Source organism: Serratia marcescens, from assembly GCF_006715005.1.
Lineage (GTDB): Bacteria > Pseudomonadota > Gammaproteobacteria > Enterobacterales > Enterobacteriaceae > Serratia > Serratia montpellierensis.
In genome coordinates this window covers 5,175,801-5,194,172 of record NZ_VFMJ01000001.1, presented here as the reverse complement: position 1 = coordinate 5,194,172, position 18,372 = coordinate 5,175,801, and the positions used below count along the sequence as shown (strand labels likewise).

General features: G+C 59.8%; 17 protein-coding genes. 6 read left to right on the top strand and 11 right to left on the bottom strand.

Annotated elements, in window-relative coordinates; all coding sequences use genetic code 11:
* The first annotated feature begins 677 nt into the window (after positions 1-677).
* The 3 genes from gltB to FHU12_RS25055 all read left to right on the top strand — a co-directional run bounded on the left by gltB (position 678) and on the right by FHU12_RS25055 (position 7,216).
* On the top strand, positions 678-5,138 hold the full coding sequence (gene gltB / locus FHU12_RS25065) for a glutamate synthase large subunit (protein WP_141972416.1): 4,461 nt from the start codon (positions 678-680) through the stop codon (positions 5,136-5,138).
* A gap of 14 nt (positions 5,139-5,152) precedes the next feature.
* Positions 5,153-6,571: a glutamate synthase small subunit gene (locus FHU12_RS25060; protein ID WP_141972414.1), complete on the top strand. Its 1,419-nt coding sequence runs from the start codon at positions 5,153-5,155 to the stop codon at positions 6,569-6,571.
* Positions 6,572-6,736: 165 nt separating this feature from the next.
* Entirely contained in the window at positions 6,737-7,216 is a 480-nt protein-coding gene (locus tag FHU12_RS25055; protein WP_141972412.1) for a hypothetical protein, read from the top strand.
* 63 nt (positions 7,217-7,279) lie between these two features.
* Here the strand turns inward: FHU12_RS25055 and sspB are convergent, their stop codons facing one another.
* From sspB to zapE, 5 genes are all read right to left on the bottom strand, one after another.
* The gene (gene sspB, locus FHU12_RS25050) at positions 7,280-7,780 is read right to left on the bottom strand and encodes a ClpXP protease specificity-enhancing factor (protein ID WP_004937084.1); all 501 of its coding nucleotides are present in this window, start codon (positions 7,778-7,780) and stop codon (positions 7,280-7,282) included.
* A 5-nt stretch (positions 7,781-7,785) separates the two neighbouring features.
* Complete coding sequence (gene sspA, locus FHU12_RS25045; RefSeq protein ID WP_025304366.1) at positions 7,786-8,427, bottom strand: stringent starvation protein SspA; 642 nt, start codon at positions 8,425-8,427, stop codon at positions 7,786-7,788.
* 325 nt (positions 8,428-8,752) lie between these two features.
* Positions 8,753-9,145, bottom strand: coding sequence for a 30S ribosomal protein S9 (gene rpsI / locus FHU12_RS25040; protein WP_004937080.1), 393 nt, complete (start codon positions 9,143-9,145; stop codon positions 8,753-8,755).
* A 15-nt stretch (positions 9,146-9,160) separates the two neighbouring features.
* Positions 9,161-9,589 carry a 50S ribosomal protein L13 gene (gene rplM, locus FHU12_RS25035; RefSeq protein WP_004937079.1) on the bottom strand — a complete coding sequence of 143 codons (429 nt, stop codon included), beginning with the start codon at positions 9,587-9,589 and terminating at the stop codon, positions 9,161-9,163.
* A gap of 264 nt (positions 9,590-9,853) precedes the next feature.
* A complete protein-coding gene (zapE, locus tag FHU12_RS25030) occupies positions 9,854-10,981 on the bottom strand; it encodes a cell division protein ZapE (RefSeq protein ID WP_141972410.1) in 1,128 nt (375 codons plus the stop codon).
* Between the two features lie 231 nt (positions 10,982-11,212).
* On the opposite strand from zapE, the gene zapG reads away from it, so the two are divergent.
* The 3 genes from zapG to degS all read left to right on the top strand — a co-directional run bounded on the left by zapG (position 11,213) and on the right by degS (position 14,307).
* Positions 11,213-11,614 carry a Z-ring associated protein ZapG gene (gene zapG, locus FHU12_RS25025; RefSeq protein ID WP_004937074.1) on the top strand — a complete coding sequence of 134 codons (402 nt, stop codon included), beginning with the start codon at positions 11,213-11,215 and terminating at the stop codon, positions 11,612-11,614.
* Positions 11,615-11,789: 175 nt separating this feature from the next.
* Positions 11,790-13,160 carry a serine endoprotease DegQ gene (gene degQ / locus FHU12_RS25020; RefSeq protein ID WP_141972408.1) on the top strand — a complete coding sequence of 457 codons (1,371 nt, stop codon included), beginning with the start codon at positions 11,790-11,792 and terminating at the stop codon, positions 13,158-13,160.
* Positions 13,161-13,248: 88 nt separating this feature from the next.
* Entirely contained in the window at positions 13,249-14,307 is a 1,059-nt protein-coding gene (degS, locus tag FHU12_RS25015) for an outer membrane-stress sensor serine endopeptidase DegS (RefSeq protein WP_019453130.1), read from the top strand.
* A 71-nt stretch (positions 14,308-14,378) separates the two neighbouring features.
* On the opposite strand, the gene murA is transcribed toward degS, so the two are convergent.
* From murA to mlaE, 6 genes are all read right to left on the bottom strand, one after another.
* A complete protein-coding gene (murA, locus tag FHU12_RS25010) occupies positions 14,379-15,638 on the bottom strand; it encodes a UDP-N-acetylglucosamine 1-carboxyvinyltransferase (protein WP_004937068.1) in 1,260 nt (419 codons plus the stop codon).
* 55 nt (positions 15,639-15,693) lie between these two features.
* Positions 15,694-15,948 (bottom strand): BolA family iron metabolism protein IbaG, encoded by a 255-nt coding sequence (gene ibaG / locus FHU12_RS25005; protein ID WP_025304370.1) that lies wholly within the window; start codon positions 15,946-15,948, stop codon positions 15,694-15,696.
* A gap of 140 nt (positions 15,949-16,088) precedes the next feature.
* Entirely contained in the window at positions 16,089-16,391 is a 303-nt protein-coding gene (gene mlaB, locus FHU12_RS25000; protein ID WP_141972406.1) for a lipid asymmetry maintenance protein MlaB, read from the bottom strand.
* Complete coding sequence (gene mlaC, locus FHU12_RS24995; RefSeq protein WP_141972404.1) at positions 16,391-17,020, bottom strand: phospholipid-binding protein MlaC; 630 nt, start codon at positions 17,018-17,020, stop codon at positions 16,391-16,393. Before mlaC ends, mlaB begins: the two co-directional genes overlap by 1 nt.
* Positions 17,021-17,034: 14 nt before the next feature.
* Positions 17,035-17,583 carry an outer membrane lipid asymmetry maintenance protein MlaD gene (gene mlaD, locus FHU12_RS24990; RefSeq protein WP_073532022.1) on the bottom strand — a complete coding sequence of 183 codons (549 nt, stop codon included), beginning with the start codon at positions 17,581-17,583 and terminating at the stop codon, positions 17,035-17,037.
* A 4-nt stretch (positions 17,584-17,587) separates the two neighbouring features.
* Positions 17,588-18,370: a lipid asymmetry maintenance ABC transporter permease subunit MlaE gene (mlaE, locus tag FHU12_RS24985; protein ID WP_004937059.1), complete on the bottom strand. Its 783-nt coding sequence runs from the start codon at positions 18,368-18,370 to the stop codon at positions 17,588-17,590.
* Positions 18,371-18,372: the final 2 nt, after the last annotated feature.

Below are 18,372 nucleotides of genomic sequence, written 5' to 3'. Positions count from 1 at the left end.
TCTGTGTTCAAAGCCGCGATGCTAATAAGAAACGGCTTTTCCCGCGATGACAGAGATCAACGCTTTCCCCGCAAGGCGCCACCAGGCATAACTATTCATCATAAACGCAAATCAATTCACTATAATTCTGATGAATTATTCTAATCGTCGCGCAACCGTTAACGGCAATATGACAATGCGGTGAAAAACAGTGACAAACATCAACAAAGAAATATCTTATAGAATAAAATTCTGCCATTACCCCTCGCACTAGCATGGTGCAGAGATTAAGGGGTTGCACTATAGTGAGACAGCTCACACTTCTGTGGGGATCGGCGTTGCCCCATGACAGTGCAAAAATGCATTAAATTCTTTATATTTCAAATAAATAAACATCATCAATTCGATAAGAATCTATCTTAAGCCCACATTTGACCTGCGAATTCTTTCTCGCTAAGTTGGAAGTCCGCTGGAAGCTTTCTGGACGGGCAAACGTCTCGTCATATTTATGCAGTAATTGAAGACTCCCTCTTAAAACAAGTCCTATACCACTTGTGAGACCGTCACGAGAGGCCATTGATGGAGGGCGGAAAAGCAGATTGGCGGGGTTAACTTGCTGATTGGACTTCTGCCTGAAATTGGGAAGCCCCCTCGCAGTAGGTTGTGAGAGTCACGCAGAGCCTGGGGAGGTTCACGATATGTTGTACGATAAATCCCAAGAGAGGGACAACTGTGGTTTCGGCCTGATCGCCCACATAGAAGGCGAACCTAGCCACAAGGTGGTGCGCACCGCCATTCACGCGCTGGCCCGCATGCAGCACCGCGGCGCGATCCTGGCCGACGGCAAGACCGGCGACGGCTGCGGCCTGTTGCTGCAAAAACCCGATCGCTTCTTCCGCATGGTGGCGGAAGAGCGCGGCTGGCGTTTGGCCAAGAACTACGCCGTCGGCATGATGTTCCTCAGCCAGAATGAAGAGGAAGCGCGCCTCAGCCGCCGCATCGTGGAAGAAGAGCTGCAAAACGAAACGCTGTCGATCGTCGGCTGGCGTGAAGTGCCGACCAACCCGGACGTGCTGGGTGAAATCGCCCTCTCCTCCCTGCCACGCATCGAGCAAATCTTCGTTAACGCCCCGGCCGGCTGGCGCCCGCGCGATATGGAACGCCGCCTGTTCGTGGCGCGCCGCCGCATCGAGAAACGCGTGCAGGACAACAGTTTCTACGTCTGCAGCTTCTCCAACCTGGTGACGATCTATAAAGGCCTGTGCATGCCTGCGGATCTGCCGCGCTTCTATCTCGATCTGGCGGACCTGCGCCTGGAATCGGCCATTTGCCTGTTCCACCAGCGCTTCTCCACCAACACCGTGCCGCGCTGGCCGCTGGCTCAGCCGTTCCGCTACCTGGCGCACAACGGCGAAATCAACACCATCACCGGCAACCGCCAGTGGGCGCGTGCCCGTACCTACAAATTCCAAACGCCGCTGATCCCGGATCTGCAGGCCGCCGCGCCGTTCGTCAACGAAACCGGCTCCGACTCCAGCTCGCTGGACAACATGCTGGAGCTGCTGTTGGCGGGCGGGATGGATCTCATTCGCGCCATGCGTCTGCTGGTGCCGCCGGCCTGGCAGAACAACCCGGACATGGATGGCGATCTGCGCGCCTTCTTCGACTTCAACTCGATGCACATGGAGCCGTGGGACGGCCCGGCCGGCATCGTGATGTCCGACGGCCGCTACGCCGCCTGTAACCTCGATCGCAACGGCCTGCGCCCGGCGCGCTACGTGATCACCAAAGACAAGCTGATCACCTGCGCCTCCGAAGTCGGCATCTGGGATTACCAGCCGGATGAAGTGGTGGAAAAAGGCCGCGTCGGCCCCGGCGAGCTGATGGTGATCGACACCCGCAGCGGCCGCATTCTGCACTCGGCAGAAACCGACAACGATCTGAAAAGCCGCCATCCGTATAAAGAGTGGATGGAGAAAAACGTCAAACGCCTGGTGCCGTTCGAAGATCTGCCGGACGATCAGGTCGGCAGCCGCGAGCTCGACGACGCGCAGCTCGAAACCTACCAGAAACAGTTCGGCTACAGCAGCGAAGAGCTGGATCAGGTGATCCGCGTGCTGGGCGAGATTGGCCAGGAAGCCACCGGTTCGATGGGCGACGATACCCCGTTCGCCGTGCTCTCCAGCCGGCCGCGCATCGTTTACGACTACTTCCGCCAGCAGTTCGCGCAGGTCACCAACCCGCCGATCGATCCGCTGCGCGAAGCGCACGTCATGTCGCTGGCCACCAGCATCGGCCGTGAAATGAACGTGTTCTGCGAAGCCGAAGGCCAGGCGCACCGTCTGAGCTTCAAATCGCCAATCCTGCTGTACTCCGATTTCAAACAGCTCACCACGCTGGAAGGCGAATACTATCGCGCCGAGACCCTCGATCTGACCTTCGATCCGCAGCAGCAGGATCTGGAGCAGACCATTCGCGCCCTGTGCGACGAAGCGGAACGTAAGGTGCGCGAAGGCGCAGTGCTGTTGGTGCTGTCCGACCGCGCCATCGCGCCCAGCCGCCTGCCGGTACCGGCTCCGATGGCCGTTGGCGCCGTGCAAACCCGCCTGGTGGAGAAAAGCCTGCGCTGCGACGCCAACCTGATCGTTGAAACCGCCAGCGCCCGCGATCCGCACCACTTCGCCGTGCTGCTCGGCTTCGGCGCGACCGCCATCTACCCGTACCTGGCCTATGAAACCCTGGCCAAGCTGGTGGACAGCCAGGCGATCGACAAGAAATACCGCGACGTGATGCTGAACTACCGCAACGGCATCAACAAAGGCCTGTACAAGATCATGTCCAAAATGGGCATCTCGACCATCGCCTCTTACCGCTGCTCCAAGCTGTTCGAAGCGGTCGGCCTGCACCGCGATCTGGCGGATCTGTGCTTCCAGGGCGTGGTCAGCCGCATCGGCGGCGCCAGCTTCAGCGATTTCCAGCAGGATCTGCAGAACCTTTCCAAGCGGGCCTGGCTGAAACGCAAGCCGCTGGAGCAAGGCGGCCTGCTGAAGTTCGTGCACGGCGGCGAATACCACGCCTACAACCCGGACGTGGTGAATTCGCTGCAAAAAGCGGTGCACAGCGGCGAATACAGCGACTATCAGGCCTACGCCAAGTTGGTGAACGAGCGGCCGGTCGCCATGCTGCGCGATCTGCTGGCCATCACGCCGAAAGGCGAACCGATCCCGGTCGATCAGGTCGAACCGGCGGAGTCGCTGTTCAAACGCTTCGACACCGCGGCGATGTCGATCGGCGCACTGAGCCCGGAGGCGCACGAGTCGCTGGCGATCGCCATGAACAGCCTCGGCGGCTTCTCCAACTCCGGCGAAGGCGGCGAAGATCCGGCGCGTTACCGCACCAACAAGGTGTCGCGCATCAAGCAGGTGGCCTCCGGCCGCTTCGGCGTGACGCCGGCCTACCTGGTGAACGCCGACGTGATCCAGATTAAGGTGGCGCAGGGCGCCAAGCCGGGCGAAGGCGGCCAGCTGCCGGGTGACAAAGTCACTCCGTACATCGCCAGATTGCGTTATTCGGTGCCGGGCGTAACGCTGATCTCCCCGCCGCCGCACCACGACATCTACTCGATCGAAGATCTGGCACAGCTGATCTTCGATCTGAAGCAGGTCAACCCGAAGGCGGTGATTTCGGTGAAACTGGTGTCCGAGCCGGGCGTCGGCACCATCGCCACCGGCGTGGCGAAAGCCTATGCCGATCTGATCACCATCGCCGGTTACGACGGCGGCACCGGCGCCAGCCCGCTGTCTTCGGTGAAATATGCCGGCTGTCCGTGGGAACTGGGTCTGGTGGAAACCCAGCAGGCGCTGGTGGCCAACGGCCTGCGCCACAAGATCCGCCTGCAGGTGGACGGCGGCCTGAAAACCGGCGTGGACATCGTCAAAGCGGCGATCCTGGGCGCGGAAAGCTTCGGCTTCGGCACCGGGCCAATGGTGGCACTGGGCTGCAAATACCTGCGCATCTGCCACCTCAACAACTGCGCGACCGGCGTCGCGACTCAGGACGACAAGCTGCGCCGCGATCACTACCACGGCCTGCCGGAACGCGTGACGAATTACTTCCAGTTTATCGCGCGTGAAACCCGCGAGATCATGGCCCAACTGGGCGTGAGCCAACTGGTGGATCTGATCGGCCGCACCGAGTTCCTGACCGAGCTGGACGGCATCTCCGCCAAGCAGAACAAGCTGGATCTGTCGCCGCTGCTGAAAACCGCCATGCCGCATCCGGGCAAAGCGGTGTACTGCACCGAAAGCAGCAACCCGGCGTTCGACAAGGGCCTGCTGAACAAAGAGCTGCTGGCGCAGGCGCAGCCGTACATCGAAGCGAAGCAGGGTAAAACCTTCTACTTCGACATTCGCAACACCGACCGCTCCGTGGGCGCCATGCTGTCCGGCGCTATCGCCGACGTGCACGGCGATCAGGGCATGGCGGCCGATCCGATCAAGGCGCACTTCTCCGGCACCGCCGGGCAGAGTTTCGGCGTCTGGAACGCCGGCGGCGTCGAGCTGACCCTGACCGGCGACGCCAATGACTATGTCGGCAAAGGCATGGCCGGCGGCAGCATCGCGGTGCGTCCGCCGATCGGCTCCGCCTTCCGCAGCCATGAAGCCAGCATCGTCGGCAACACCTGCCTGTACGGTGCCACCGGCGGCAAGCTGTTCGCCGCCGGCCGCGCGGGCGAACGCTTCGCGGTGCGCAACTCCGGCGCCATCACCGTGGTGGAAGGCATCGGTGACAACGGCTGCGAATACATGACCGGCGGCATCGTCTGCGTGCTGGGTAAAACCGGCATCAACTTCGGTGCGGGCATGACCGGCGGCTTCGCCTACGTGCTGGACGAAGACGGCGAGTTCCGCAAGCGCGTGAACCCGGAGCTGGTGGAAGTGCTGGATGTCGATCAGCTGGCGATCCATGAGGAGCACCTGCGCGGCCTGATCACCGAACACGTGCAGGCGACCGGCTCTTCCCGCGCGGAAGAGATCCTGGCCAACTGGCCGGAATGGGCGCCGAAGTTCGCCCTGGTCAAACCGAAGTCCAGCGATGTCAAAGCGCTGTTGGGTCACCGTAGCCGTTCCGCAGCCGAGCTGCGGGTGCAGGCGCAGTAAGAGGTAGGTCATTAATGAGCCAGAACGTTTACCAATTTATCGACCTGCAGCGTGTTGATCCGCCAAAGAAACCGCTGAAGATCCGCAAAATCGAGTTCGTCGAGATCTACGAGCCGTTTTCGGAAACCCAGGCCAAGGCCCAGGCGGACCGCTGTCTGTCATGTGGCAACCCGTATTGCGAGTGGAAGTGCCCGGTGCACAACTACATCCCGAACTGGCTGAAGCTGGCCAACGAAGGCCGCATCATGGAAGCGGCGGACCTGGCGCATCAGACCAACAGCCTGCCGGAAGTGTGCGGCCGCGTATGCCCGCAGGATCGCCTGTGCGAAGGCTCTTGCACCCTGAACGACGAGTTCGGTGCGGTCACCATCGGCAATATCGAGCGCTACATCAGCGATAAGGCCATCGAAATGGGCTGGAAGCCGGACATGTCGCACGTGCAGCCGACCGGTAAGCGCGTGGCGATCGTCGGTGCCGGTCCTGCCGGGCTGGCCTGCGCCGACGTGCTGACCCGCAACGGCGTCAAGGCGGTGGTGTATGACCGTCATCCTGAAATCGGCGGCCTGCTGACCTTCGGTATCCCGGCCTTCAAGCTGGAAAAGGAAGTGATGGTCAAACGCCGGGGCATTTTCAGCGAGATGGGCATCGAGTTCCAGCTGAACACCGAAGTGGGCAAAGACATCAGCATGGAGACCTTGCTGAGCGAGTACGATGCGGTGTTCCTCGGCGTCGGCACCTATCAGTCGATGCGCGGCGGCCTGGAGAACGAGGAGGCGCAGGGCGTGTACGACGCGCTGCCGTTCCTGATCGCCAACACCAAGCAGCTGATGGGGTATGAAACCGAGCAGCACGAGCCTTACGTCAGCATGGAAGGTAAGCGGGTGGTGGTGCTGGGCGGCGGCGATACCGCCATGGACTGCGTGCGCACCTCGGTGCGTCAGGGCGCGACGCAGGTCGTCTGCGCCTACCGCCGCGACGAAGCCAACATGCCGGGTTCCAAACGCGAAGTGAAGAACGCGCGGGAAGAAGGGGTGGACTTCCAGTTTAACCTGCAGCCGCTGAGCATCGAGCTGAACAGCGCCGGCCGCGTGGCCGGGGTGAAAATGGTGCGCACTCAGCTGGGCGCACCGGATGCCAACGGCCGTCAGGCGGCGGAGCAGGTGCCGGGTTCCGAACACGTGATCGACGCCGACGCGGTGGTGATGGCGTTCGGCTTCCGCCCACACCGTATGGACTGGCTGGCGGCGCACGACGTGCAGCTCGATAAACAGGGCCGCATCCTGGCACCGGAAGGCAGCGACAACGCATTCCAGACCAGCAATCCGAAAATCTTCGCCGGCGGCGACGCGGTGCGCGGTTCCGACCTGGTGGTGACGGCGATCGCCGAAGGCCGCAAGGCGGCAGACGGCATCATGAACTACCTGGAAGTGTAAACCTCCCGTACCACCAAAGGCCCGACACATTGCCGGGCCTTTGTTTTTAGCCTGCCACGCTTTGTAACAACCTCCCCCCACCTCACCGCTTCAACACGCTATAGTATTGAGTTAGCACCATTGCGGGGCGCGGCTGCGCCTGATACCGAGATAAGGATAGCGAACATGAAATGCTCCATTTCCCTGTTGGCCGGCGCACTGCTGGCCGTCAGTTTCAGCGCTTCAGCCATGGCGCCGGATTCGCAGGAGGTCGGTTACAATATCGAAGCGCGCGGCGCGCGGCCGGTCGTGGCTCAGTTGGGCAAGGCCGGGCAGTTTAACGCCGTGGAAAACAGCATCCGGCTGGGGGACGACAGCTGGATTGCCCTGGCCCCCAAGCTGGCCGGCGGCGGCAATCCCGGCTTTACCGCCGGCATCAAATCGGCCCTCTCCGCCGCCCTGATCTACAATCCGGCGGCGGTGTTGCAGGCGCTCAACAAAGGCAACGATCTGCCACTCAATGACATTTGCACCGCGCCGCCGGAAGTGCAAGGCGACACCGCCATCACCAGCTTCCGCCAGCGCGCAACCCGTGCCCTCTCTACCGTGCGCGTAGGCGATCTCAGCGCGCCGCGCGATGCCTGCATTGCCGCCTTGAAAGGCTGATCCGCTTCTACCGGGCAAAAAAAAAGCACCCCATGGGGTGCTTGTTCGTTTGTGCTCGCGGGATTATTTCACCACGCGCAGCGCCGGGCGGCCACCGCGCGGCGGCTGTGGCGGTTCGTCGTCCGGACCGTTGTCTTCTGCGGTATCCGGGCGATCGCCGTCGATCACCGACATCAAGGTTTCCGAAGGGATCGTCTCATTGTCCAGACCTTCAAACACGCCTTCGCTCTCGTCGTAGGCGGCTTCCGGTTCGAACATCGTGCCGGCGCCGTTTTCACGCGCATAAATCGCCAGTACGGCGGCCATCGGCACCGAAACCTGACGCGGCACGCCGCCGAAACGTGCGTTAAACTGCACGTCTTCGTTGCCAAGCGCCAGGTTGCCCACCGCGCGCGGCGCGATATTCAGCACGATCTGGCCATCACGCGCGAACTCCATCGGCACCTGAACATCCGGGCGAGTCACGTCGACCACCAGGTGCGGCGTCAGCTGGTTATCCAACAGCCAGTCGTAGAACGCCCGCAGCAGATACGGGCGACGCGGCGTCATCTGAGACATGTCCATCGCGCTTAGCCCCGGGTTTGCAGGCGCATTTCACGCTCGGCTTCGGTCAGGGAAGCCAGGAAAGCGTCACGTTCGAAGACGCGGGTCATGTAGCCTTTCAGCTCTTTAGAGCCGGCGCCGCTCAATTCGATGCCCAGCTGCGGCAGACGCCACAACAGCGGTGCCAGGTAGCAATCCACCAGGCTGAACTCTTCGCTCATGAAATACGGCGTCTGGCCGAAGATAGGCGCGATCGCCAACAGCTCTTCACGCAGCTGACGACGGGCGGATTCCGCTTCCTGACCGCTGCTCTTCTCGATCTTGTCCATCAGCGAGTACCAGTTCTTCTCGATGCGCAGCATCATCAGACGGCTCTCGCCACGGGCAACCGGGTAAACCGGCATCAGCGGCGGGTGTGGGAAACGCTCATCCAGGTATTCCATGATGATGCGGGATTCATACAGGGTCAGTTCGCGATCGACCAGCGTAGGCACCGTCTGGTAAGGATTGAGGTCAATCAGATCTTGCGGCAGGTTATCCATTTCGACCTGCTCGATCTCGACGCTGACACCTTTCTCCGCCAGTACGATACGTACTTGATGGCTAAAAATGTCGGTCGGGCCAGAGAACAGCGTCATTACCGAACGTTTGTTGGCAGCGACAGCCATGAAAACCTCCAAGTTATCTAGAAAATACTGCGAATAGCCAACTGACAGGCTGCTATCCTGAATAATCTTGCCGCAGGCCGGCAGCACGCAGCGCGACCCGAGCCCATGAAAAACCGGCCCAGGAGGTCAACTGCACGGCGAACAGGCGCAAAAGTGGGTGATAGTTTACCAGATTTTGCTTGTTTTGTGGGGACGGTGCGGTGAATTCATGTTGAATTGTCTGATATGCCACAGATTTTAGTCGGGGACGACGGATTTCAGGCATAAAAAAACCCGGTGAAGCACCGGGTTTTTTGCGTAAATCGCACTGCCGAAGCAGCGAAAATTAACGCTTGGAGAACTGCGGACGACGACGTGCTTTACGCAGGCCGACTTTCTTACGTTCAACCTGACGAGCGTCACGGGTGACGAAGCCAGCTTTACGCAGTTCAGAACGCAGAGTCTCATCGTACTCCATCAGTGCACGGGTGATACCGTGACGGATAGCGCCAGCTTGACCGGAGATACCACCACCTTTAACGGTGATGTACAGGTCCAGTTTGCCAACCATGTCGACCAGCTCCAGCGGCTGACGAACTACCATGCGGGCAGTTTCGCGACCGAAGTACTGTTCCAGGCTGCGCTGGTTGATAACGATGTTACCGTTGCCCGGCTTGATGAAGACGCGAGCGGCGGAGCTTTTGCGGCGACCAGTGCCGTAGTATTGATTTTCAGCCATTGCCATTAATCCCGATTAAATGTCCAGAACTTGCGGTTGCTGTGCCGCGTGATTGTGCTCGGTGCCCGCGTAAACTTTCAGTTTACGGAACATAGCACGACCCAGCGGGCCCTTTGGCAGCATGCCTTTAACCGCGATTTCAATCACGCGCTCAGGACGGCGGGCAATCATCTCTTCAAAGGTCGCTTGCTTGATACCACCGATGTGGCCGGTGTGGTGGTAGTACACTTTGTCTGTACGCTTGTTGCCGGTTACAGCAACTTTGTCAGCGTTCAGAACGATGATGTAATCACCGGTATCCACGTGCGGGGTGTATTCCGCTTTATGCTTGCCGCGCAGGCGACGAGCCAGTTCAGTAGCGAGACGGCCTAAAGTTTTACCATCTGCATCAACAACATACCAGTCGCGTTTTACGGTTTCTGGTTTAGCTGTAAAAGTTTTCATTAGAAAGCTTACCCAATAATTAGTTACACGTTGGTGAACACCCAAACGCTCGAAAACAGTTGAGGCTCACACGACCATACAAGTCCAGCAAACCTACCCCTTCGAATAGCCATTGCCGGCACTATAAAGTTTTTGGGAAAAAAAACTTTGTTGTAACGTGGGGTCGCAAGATTATAGAGAAGTCGCTCACAAAGATCGAACGGTTTTTGAATGGAAAATAAATTTATCGCCGGCGGCGGGCAACCGGCGATAGGCCCGACGGGCTCAGGGCAGATGCGGCAGCTTGAGGTACTCTTCGCTCTGCATTTCCTGCAGGCGCGACAGGCAGCGCTGATACTCGAACTTCAGCCGCTCCCCCTGGTAGATCTCGAACATCGACACCTCGGCACCGATCACCAGCTTGACGTGACGCTCGTAGAATTCGTCCACCAGCGCCAGGAAACGGCGCGCGGTATTCTCTTTCAGCGGCCCCATCACCTGCACATTATACAGGATCACGCTGTGATACAGCCGCGACAGCGCAATGTAGTCCAGTTGGCTGCGCGCCTCTTCGCACAGCGTGTGGAAATCCACCGCCAGCACGCCGTCCACCGAACGAATCGCCTGCAGCGGCCGATGGTTGATCTGCAGCATCGGCGCCTCCTCCCCCGCCTTGCCCGCCAGCTTGACGAACATCCGGTCCAGCGTTTCGCGCGTCTGGTCGCTCAGCGGCGTCAGGTAGAGGTGCGCCTGGGTCAGAGTACGCAGACGATAATCGATACCGGCGTCGACGTTCATCACGTCGCAGTACTCGTTGATCAGATCGATAGCCGGCAGGAAACGCGCCCGCTGCAGACCGTTGTGGTACAGATCGTCCGGCGGGATGTTCGACGTGGCCACCAGCGTGATGCCGCGCGCGAACAGCGCCTGCAGCAGCGTGGCCAGCAGCATGGCGTCGGTGATGTCGGACACGAAGAATTCGTCGAAGCACAACACATCGGTCTCGGCCTTGAAGCCATCGGCGACGATTTCCAGCGGGTTTTCCCGCCCTTGCAACTCGGTCAGCTCTTCATGCACCCGCAGCATGAAGCGATGGAAGTGCAGACGCATTTTGCGATCGCCCGGCAGGCTGTGGAAGAACATGTCCATCAACCAGGTTTTGCCGCGCCCGACGCCGCCCCACATATACAGCCCCTGCACCGGACGCTGCGGCGCCGTTTCGCCGCCCTTGCCCAGCAAGCGATTGAGCTTGCCGCGCAGCCCGCCGGTCGGCGCGCTCGCCGCAGGCCTTTGCAGCAGGGCCTGATAAATGCGATCCAGTTGAGTAACGGCCCGACGTTGAACCTCATCGGCCTGATATTCCCCCGCGTCCAGCGCCTGCTGGTAGCGAGATAACGGTGATAGTGCCTGCATCTGTTCGATGTTCCCTAAGAACGCTTAGAAATTATTTAGCCAACGTTGGCGGCAAGTTGATGCCGATTCGCACCGTTATCGCCACAAATGCCCGCTGCGGGCGCCGCTGAAAACCCTGTAAAAATTAGGTGGAAGCGCATCAGGATTCCACTCGGACAAGGTTAACGGTTATAGTGGATATTATTAAGTGAAAAATCCCTGCGGAACAACGAAGTCAAAATAGGAGTCATCATGACCTGGGAGTATGCGCTGATTGGTTTGGTCGTCGGTATCGTGATTGGTGCGGTGGCGATGCGTTTTGGCAACCGTAAATTACGTCAACAACAAGTCCTGCAGAACGAATTGGACAAGAGCAAAACCGAGCTGGAAGAGTACCGTCAGGAGCTGGTCGGCCACTTTGCCCGCAGCGCCGAGCTGCTGGACAACATGGCACGCGATTATCGTCAGCTGTATCAGCACATGGCGAAAAGCTCCAACAACCTGCTGCCGGATCTGCCGATGCAGGAAAATCCGTTCCGCTATCGCCTGACCGAAGCGGAAGCAGACAACGATCAGGCGCCGGTGGAAATGCCGCGCGACTATTCGGAAGGCGCCTCCGGCCTGCTGCGCGGCCAAAGCGCGCGCCGCGACTAATATCCCTTCGCCCGCGGGGCCACCCGCGGGTTTTCCCCCGTTTACCGTCTTGACCTTCCCTCGCATTACCTTTACTGAACTTTGCACGCAAATTCACGGTCTTACCCTTCACTATGACAAGGTGATTGCCTTATCATCAAATTTTCATCGGCAGGTATTGAGAGAGTTATCATCAATGAAGAAAAAGTCTTTAATTCTTAGTGCATTGGCAATTAGCCTCGGCCTGACGCTCAGCTCCGTACCGGTGGCCAACGCGGCCCTGCCCGTTGCCGTTCAGGGGCAGCCGCTGCCGAGCCTGGCACCGATGCTGGAAAAAGTCCTGCCCGCCGTAGTGAGCGTGCATGTCGCTGGCACTCAGGTGCAGCGTCAACAGTTGCCGGAAGAGTTCAAACGCTTCTTCGGCCCTAACTTCCCCGGTCAACAGCAGAGCTCCCGCCCGTTTGAAGGGCTGGGTTCTGGCGTCATCATCGACGCCACCAAAGGCTATGTGCTGACCAACAACCACGTCATCAACAACGCCGATAAAATCCGCGTGCAGTTGAACGACGGGCGCGAGCTGGACGCCAAGCTGGTTGGCCGCGATGAGCAATCCGATATCGCCTTGCTGCAGCTCAGCGACACCAAAAACCTGACCGCCATCAAGATGGCCGACTCCGATCAGCTGCGCGTCGGCGACTTTGCCGTCGCGGTCGGCAACCCGTTCGGCCTGGGCCAAACCGCTACCTCCGGCATTATCTCGGCGCTGGGGCGTTCCGGCCTGAATCTGGAAGGGCTGGAAAACTTCATTCAGACCGACGCCTCGATCAACCGCGGTAACTCCGGCGGCGCGCTGGTTAATCTGAATGGTGAGCTGATCGGCATCAATACCGCCATTTTGGCGCCGAGCGGCGGCAACGTCGGCATCGGCTTCGCTATTCCGAGCAATATGGCGCAGAACCTGAGCCAGCAGCTGATTGAATTCGGCGAAGTGAAACGCGGCCTGCTGGGCATCAAGGGCAGCGAAATGACTCCGGATATGGCCAAAGCCTTCAACACCGACGCACAGCGCGGCGCCTTCGTCAGCGAAGTGTTGCCGAAATCCGCCGCCGCCAAGGCCGGCATCAAGGCCGGCGATATTCTGGTTTCCGTCGACGGTAAACCGGTGAGCAGCTTCGCTGAGCTGCGCGCCAAGGTGGGCACCACCGCGCCGGGCAAAACCCTCAAAGTGGGCCTGCTGCGCGACGGCAAACCGCAGGAAGTCTCGGTCACGCTGGACAACAGCGAGAGCGCCTCGACCAATGCCGAAACGCTGTCGCCGGCGCTGCAGGGCGTTTCCCTCAGCAACGGTGCGCTGCCGACTGGCGACAAAGGCGTGAAGGTGGAAAACGTGGACAAAGGCTCGACGGCGGCGCAAATCGGCCTGCAAAAAGGCGACGTGATCATCGGCGTCAACCGTCAGCGCGTGGACAGCATCACCGCGCTGCGCAAGGTGCTGGAAGCCAAACCACCGGTGATGGCGCTCAATATCGTACGCGGTAACGAAACCATTTATCTGCTGCTGCGTTAATTTGTGCAAAAACCGGGCTCGGTGACATACTGCGCCCGGTTAACTCATGCTATCCTCCGAGCATCGTTCACCACACCACGAAAACTCCATGTTTGCTAAGCTCTTGCGTTCTGTCGTTATCGGTCTCATCGTTGCCGGCCTGCTGTTGGCTGCCCTGCCCATGCTGCGCTCTTCCAACGGCCTGTTTGCAGAGAAAACCGAGAATACCAGCGACGAAACGCCTGTGAGCTACAACAAGGCAGTGCGCCGCGCCGCGCCCGCCGTGGTGAACATCTACAACCGCAACCTGAACGGCGCCGCCAACGTGCTGTCGCTCGGTTCCGGCGTGATCATGAACGAACGCGGCTATATCATCACCAACCGCCACGTGATCAAAGACGCCCAGCAGATCACCGTGGTATTGCAGGATGGCCGCCGCTACGAAGCGCTGCTGGTCGGCTCCGACGGCCTGACCGATTTGGCGGTGCTGAAGATCGATCCCGGCAATTTACCGGTGATCCCGACCAATAAAAATCGCGTTGCCCACGTCGGCGACGTGGTGCTGGCAATCGGCAACCCGTATAACCTAGGGCAGACCGTCACTCAGGGCATCCTCAGCGCCACCGGGCGCATCAGTATGAGCACCACCGGCCGCCAGACGTTCCTGCAGACTGACGCCTCAATCAACCGCGGCAACTCCGGCGGCGCGCTGGTCAACTCGCTGGGCGAGCTGATCGGCATCAATACCCTGACCTATGACAAAATCACCGACGGTGAAACGCCGGAGGGTCTCGGCTTTGCCATTCCGATTGAACTGGCCACCAAAATCATGGACAAGCTGATCCGCGACGGCCGCGTTATCCGTGGCTATTTCGGCATTCAGGGCAAGGAGATCATTCCGCTGCGCTCCTCCAATTCCGGCATCGATCGCCTGCAGGGCATCATCGTGACCGAAATTACGCCGAACGGCCCGGCGAGCAGCGCCGGTTTCCAGATCAATGACATCATCATCAACGTGGATAACAAACCGGCGGTATCCGTGCTGGAAACCATGGACCAGGTAGCGGAGATCAGGCCGGGCACCGAGATACCGGTTATCGTACTGCGCGACGGCAAACGCATTACGCTGAAAATGACGGTGGGTGAATTCCCGGAAGACAGTAATTAAAAAAGGGCCGGCATTGATAGCCGGCCCTTTGATTTTCATCCTGCCGACGCAGCCGCGCCGGCGCTAATGACTTACTCGCCTTTCACGCGTTCGATGTTCGCACCCAGCGCGCGCAGCTTGTCTTCAATACGCTCATAGCCGCGATCGATGTGATAGATGCGATCGACGACGGTCACCCCGTCGGCGATGCAGCCGGCGATCACCAGGCTGGCGGAAGCGCGCAGATCGGTCGCCATCACCTGAGCGCCGGACAGCTGCTCAACGCCGTGGCAGATCACGGTGTTGCTCTCGATTTCCGCGTGCGCGCCCATGCGGATCAGTTCCGGCACGTGCATGAAGCGGTTTTCGAAGATGGTCTCGGTGATGACGCCGGTGCCTTCCGCCACCAGGTTCAGCAGGCTGAACTGGGCCTGCATGTCGGTTGGGAAACCCGGGTGCGGCGCGGTGCGCACGGTGACCGCTTTCGGGCGTTTGCCGTGCATGTCCAGGCTGATCCAGTCTTCGCCCACTTCGATATCGGCACCGGCTTCGCGCAGCTTGGCCAGCACCGCATCCAGCGTATCCGGACGGGTGTTGCGGCACATCACTTTCCCACCGGAAACCGCAGCGGCGATCAGGAAGGTGCCGGTCTCGATGCGGTCAGGCAGCACGCGATACACACCGCCGCCCAGACGCTCGACGCCTTCGATGGTGATCTTGTCGCTGCCGGCGCCGCTGATCTTCGCGCCCAGCGTATTGAGGAAGTTGGCGGTATCGACAATTTCCGGCTCACGCGCGGCGTTCTCGATAACGGTGGTGCCGGTCGCCAGGGTCGCGGCGCTCATGATGGTTACGGTCGCGCCCACGCTCACCTTGTCCATGACGATGTGCGCACCCTTCAGACGGCCCTCGACGGACGCCTTGACGTAGCCTTCTTCCAGTTTAATCTCGGCACCCAGTTGCTCCAGGCCGGTGATGTGCAGATCGACCGGACGCGCGCCGATCGCGCAGCCGCCCGGCAGGGAAACCTGGCCACGGCCGAAGCGCGCCACCAGTGGCCCCAGCGCCCAGATGGAAGCGCGCATGGTTTTCACCAGATCGTAAGGGGCGCAGAACTCGTTCACGCCGCTGGCGTCCACGAAGACCGAACCGTTGCGCTCAATCTTGGTACCCAACTGGTTGAGTAGTTTAATGGTGGTGTCGATGTCCTTCAGCTTAGGGACATTCTGCAGCTCGACCGGCTCTTCCGCCAACAGGGCGGCGAACAGGATCGGCAGGGCGGCGTTTTTGGCACCGGAAATAGACACTTCACCGCTCAGGCGGGTCCGACCCTGCACACGAAATTTATCCATCTGACTACTCTCTGTTATCTAATCTGAAGCTGCCCGCCCGGCAGGGCAAACAGCCTTAAAATCCGTTGAGTTTGCGGTCTCGCTGCCACTCTTCAGGGGTGTACGCCTTGATAGACAAGGCATGAATGCGGTTGTCCGCAATGTATTCCATCAGCGGTGCATAAACCGTCTGCTGTTTTTTGACGCGGCTCATGCCGGCGAACAGTTCACCGACCACGATCGCTTGAAAATGGCTGCCGTCGCCCGTCACATGTGCTTCATCCAGTGCCAATGCCTGCATCAGCACGTCTTTAATCTCATTGGTTTCCATAGTATCCAGTTCTGCCGCTAAAGGATCATAAACAGCCTAGTATCTTAGTGGAATACGATGTTTTCTTAAACTAAAGAAAAAGCCCCTGCGTAACAGGGGCTTTGTATCGTTTTACCACGCAAGGGCGGCGAAAAACGCCGCTAACCGGCGGTATCGACAGGCATTATCGCCTGCAGGTTGTAGAGCGCGATCAGCGTTTTCAGGCGCTCGGTGGCACCGAAAATTTTCAGCGCGACGCCGCGTTGGCGCTGCTGTTCCTGCAGATGCAGCAACAGCGCCAGCCCGGCGGAGTCCACGCGCTGCAGTTGCGCCACGTCGATCGCGGTTTTATCCGCCATCAGCGCGTCGCGCTGCCGCCACAGCGGCTGCAGCGTTTCCCGGTCCAATTCACCGCGCAGGATCAGCGTCTGCTGCTCTGATTCGAAGCTGAGCGCTGCCGACATCAGTTTTTCTTGTCCAGCGTGATAGGCTGCGCCGCGGCGGCCTGCAGCTGTTTGGTCAGGCCGTCGATGCCCTGAGTACGCAGCGTGGACGCCCACTCGTTCTGCTTGGTGGTGATCATGCTGACGCCTTCGGCGATCATGTCATACGCCTGCCAGTAGCCGGTTTTGCTGTTCTTGCGCCATTGGAAATCCAGACGTACCGGCGGGCGGCCGCCGTTGTCGATGATGGTGACGCGAATAGCCACGATGTCGGCATTGCCCAGCGGCTGTTCAGGCGCGATCTGGTAAGTCTGGCCGTGGTACATCGCCAGCGCCTGGCCGTACGCCTGCTCCAGGTAAGACTGGAAGGCGGTGAAGTAAGCTTCGCGCTGCGCAGGCGTCGCGTCTTTGTAGTAACGGCCCAGCACCAGCGCACCGGCGTATTTCACCTGCACGAACGGCATCAGTTCCTGATGCACGATGGCACGCAGGTAGTTCGGGTCCTGCTTGATCTTCGGCTGTTCGTTCTTCAAACGGCTGAAGGTCTTCTGCGCCGCGTCTTGCATCATGCTGTAAGGATTGGTTTGGTCGGCTGCGCTCGCCAGCGGTGCAACCACCAGCAGAGCCACCATCAGTAAACGTTTAAACATGCAGGTATCCTCTCTTAATGATTTGGAACAGCGGGTTGCGGTGCGGCGCCGGCAGCCGGCTCAGCGGCCGCGTCTCCCGGTTTGGCGCTGTCCTGACCGCCGCTTTTATACAGGAACTGGCCGATCAGATCTTCCAGAACCATGGCTGATTTGGTGTCCTGAATGGTGCCGCCGTCTTTCAGAATGGTGGTGCCCATGTCAGGATCTTCGAAGCCCACGTTAAGCGCCAGATATTGCTCGCCCAGCAGGCCGGAGGTGCGGATTGCCAGCGAGCTGGTATCCGGGATTTGGTCGTACTTTTTCTGGATATCCAGCGCCACGCGCGGCGTATAGGTTTTCGGATCGAGCTCGATGTCCGCCACGCGGCCGATCACCACGCCACCGATCTTCACCGGCGAACGCGGTTTCAGGCCGCCGATGTTGTCAAACGTTGCGTAAACGCGGTAGGTCGGCTCGCTGCCGATCGATTTAAGGTTCGCCACCTGCAGGCAGATAAACACGATGGCGCACAGCGCGATCAGCATAAATGCCCCAACCCAGATTTCACTCTTCTTCGTTTGCATCGAATCAATTCCCAAACATCAGTGCTGTCAGCACGAAATCCAATCCCAACACCGCCAGTGACGAATGCACCACGGTACGCGTCGTCGCCCGGCTAATCCCTTCAGAGGTAGGCACGGCGTCGTACCCGTTGAAAATGGCAATCCAGGTTACGGTAATGGCGAATACCACGCTCTTGATCAGGCAGTTGAGCAGATCTTTTTTCCACTCCACGGCGCCCTGCATCGCCGACCAGAAGAAGCCGCTGTCGATGCCCTTCCAGTCCACGCCGACCACCGAGCCGCCCCAAATGCCGATCGCCACGAAAATGATGGTCAACAGCGGCATGCTGATCAGCCCCGCCCAGAAGCGCGGCGCCACGATGCGCCGCAGCGGATCGACCGCCATCATTTCCAGGCTGGAGATCTGCTCCGTCGCCTTCATCAGGCCGATTTCCGCCGTGAGCGCGGAACCGGCGCGGCCGGCGAACAGCAGCGCCGTGACCACCGGCCCCAGTTCGCGCAGCAGCGACAGCGCCACCATCATGCCGAGGCTGGCCTCGGCGCTGTAGGTGGTGAGCACGATATAGCCCTGCAGGCCCAGCACCATGCCGATGAACAGCCCGGAAACCATGATGATCAGCAGCGACTGCACGCCGACGCTGTAGAGCTGTTTCAACAACAGCGGCCACTGCTTGCCGGGTTCCGGCCGGCCAATCAACGCGTTGAACAGCATCAACCCGGCGCGGCCGAAGCTGGCGCTGGTGTTGATGCCACTGCGCCCCAACGACGCTAACGCTCTTAATAACATGA

Excerpts from the sequence above, each read along its gene's own strand:
- gltB (WP_141972416.1), top strand. The coding sequence starts at position 678 with ATGTTGTACGATAAATCCCAAGAGAGGGACAACTGTGGTTTCGGCCTG.
- FHU12_RS25060 (WP_141972414.1), top strand. The coding sequence starts at position 5,153 with ATGAGCCAGAACGTTTACCAATTTATCGACCTGCAGCGTGTTGATCCG.
- FHU12_RS25055 (WP_141972412.1), top strand. The coding sequence starts at position 6,737 with ATGAAATGCTCCATTTCCCTGTTGGCCGGCGCACTGCTGGCCGTCAGT.
- sspB (WP_004937084.1), bottom strand. The coding sequence starts at position 7,780 with ATGGACATGTCTCAGATGACGCCGCGTCGCCCGTATCTGCTGCGGGCG.
- sspA (WP_025304366.1), bottom strand. The coding sequence starts at position 8,427 with ATGGCTGTCGCTGCCAACAAACGTTCGGTAATGACGCTGTTCTCTGGC.
- rpsI (WP_004937080.1), bottom strand. The coding sequence starts at position 9,145 with ATGGCTGAAAATCAATACTACGGCACTGGTCGCCGCAAAAGCTCCGCC.
- rplM (WP_004937079.1), bottom strand. The coding sequence starts at position 9,589 with ATGAAAACTTTTACAGCTAAACCAGAAACCGTAAAACGCGACTGGTAT.
- zapE (WP_141972410.1), bottom strand. The coding sequence starts at position 10,981 with ATGCAGGCACTATCACCGTTATCTCGCTACCAGCAGGCGCTGGACGCG.
- zapG (WP_004937074.1), top strand. The coding sequence starts at position 11,213 with ATGACCTGGGAGTATGCGCTGATTGGTTTGGTCGTCGGTATCGTGATT.
- degQ (WP_141972408.1), top strand. The coding sequence starts at position 11,790 with ATGAAGAAAAAGTCTTTAATTCTTAGTGCATTGGCAATTAGCCTCGGC.
- degS (WP_019453130.1), top strand. The coding sequence starts at position 13,249 with ATGTTTGCTAAGCTCTTGCGTTCTGTCGTTATCGGTCTCATCGTTGCC.
- murA (WP_004937068.1), bottom strand. The coding sequence starts at position 15,638 with ATGGATAAATTTCGTGTGCAGGGTCGGACCCGCCTGAGCGGTGAAGTG.
- ibaG (WP_025304370.1), bottom strand. The coding sequence starts at position 15,948 with ATGGAAACCAATGAGATTAAAGACGTGCTGATGCAGGCATTGGCACTG.
- mlaB (WP_141972406.1), bottom strand. The coding sequence starts at position 16,391 with ATGTCGGCAGCGCTCAGCTTCGAATCAGAGCAGCAGACGCTGATCCTG.
- mlaC (WP_141972404.1), bottom strand. The coding sequence starts at position 17,020 with ATGTTTAAACGTTTACTGATGGTGGCTCTGCTGGTGGTTGCACCGCTG.
- mlaD (WP_073532022.1), bottom strand. The coding sequence starts at position 17,583 with ATGCAAACGAAGAAGAGTGAAATCTGGGTTGGGGCATTTATGCTGATC.
- mlaE (WP_004937059.1), bottom strand. The coding sequence starts at position 18,370 with ATGTTATTAAGAGCGTTAGCGTCGTTGGGGCGCAGTGGCATCAACACC.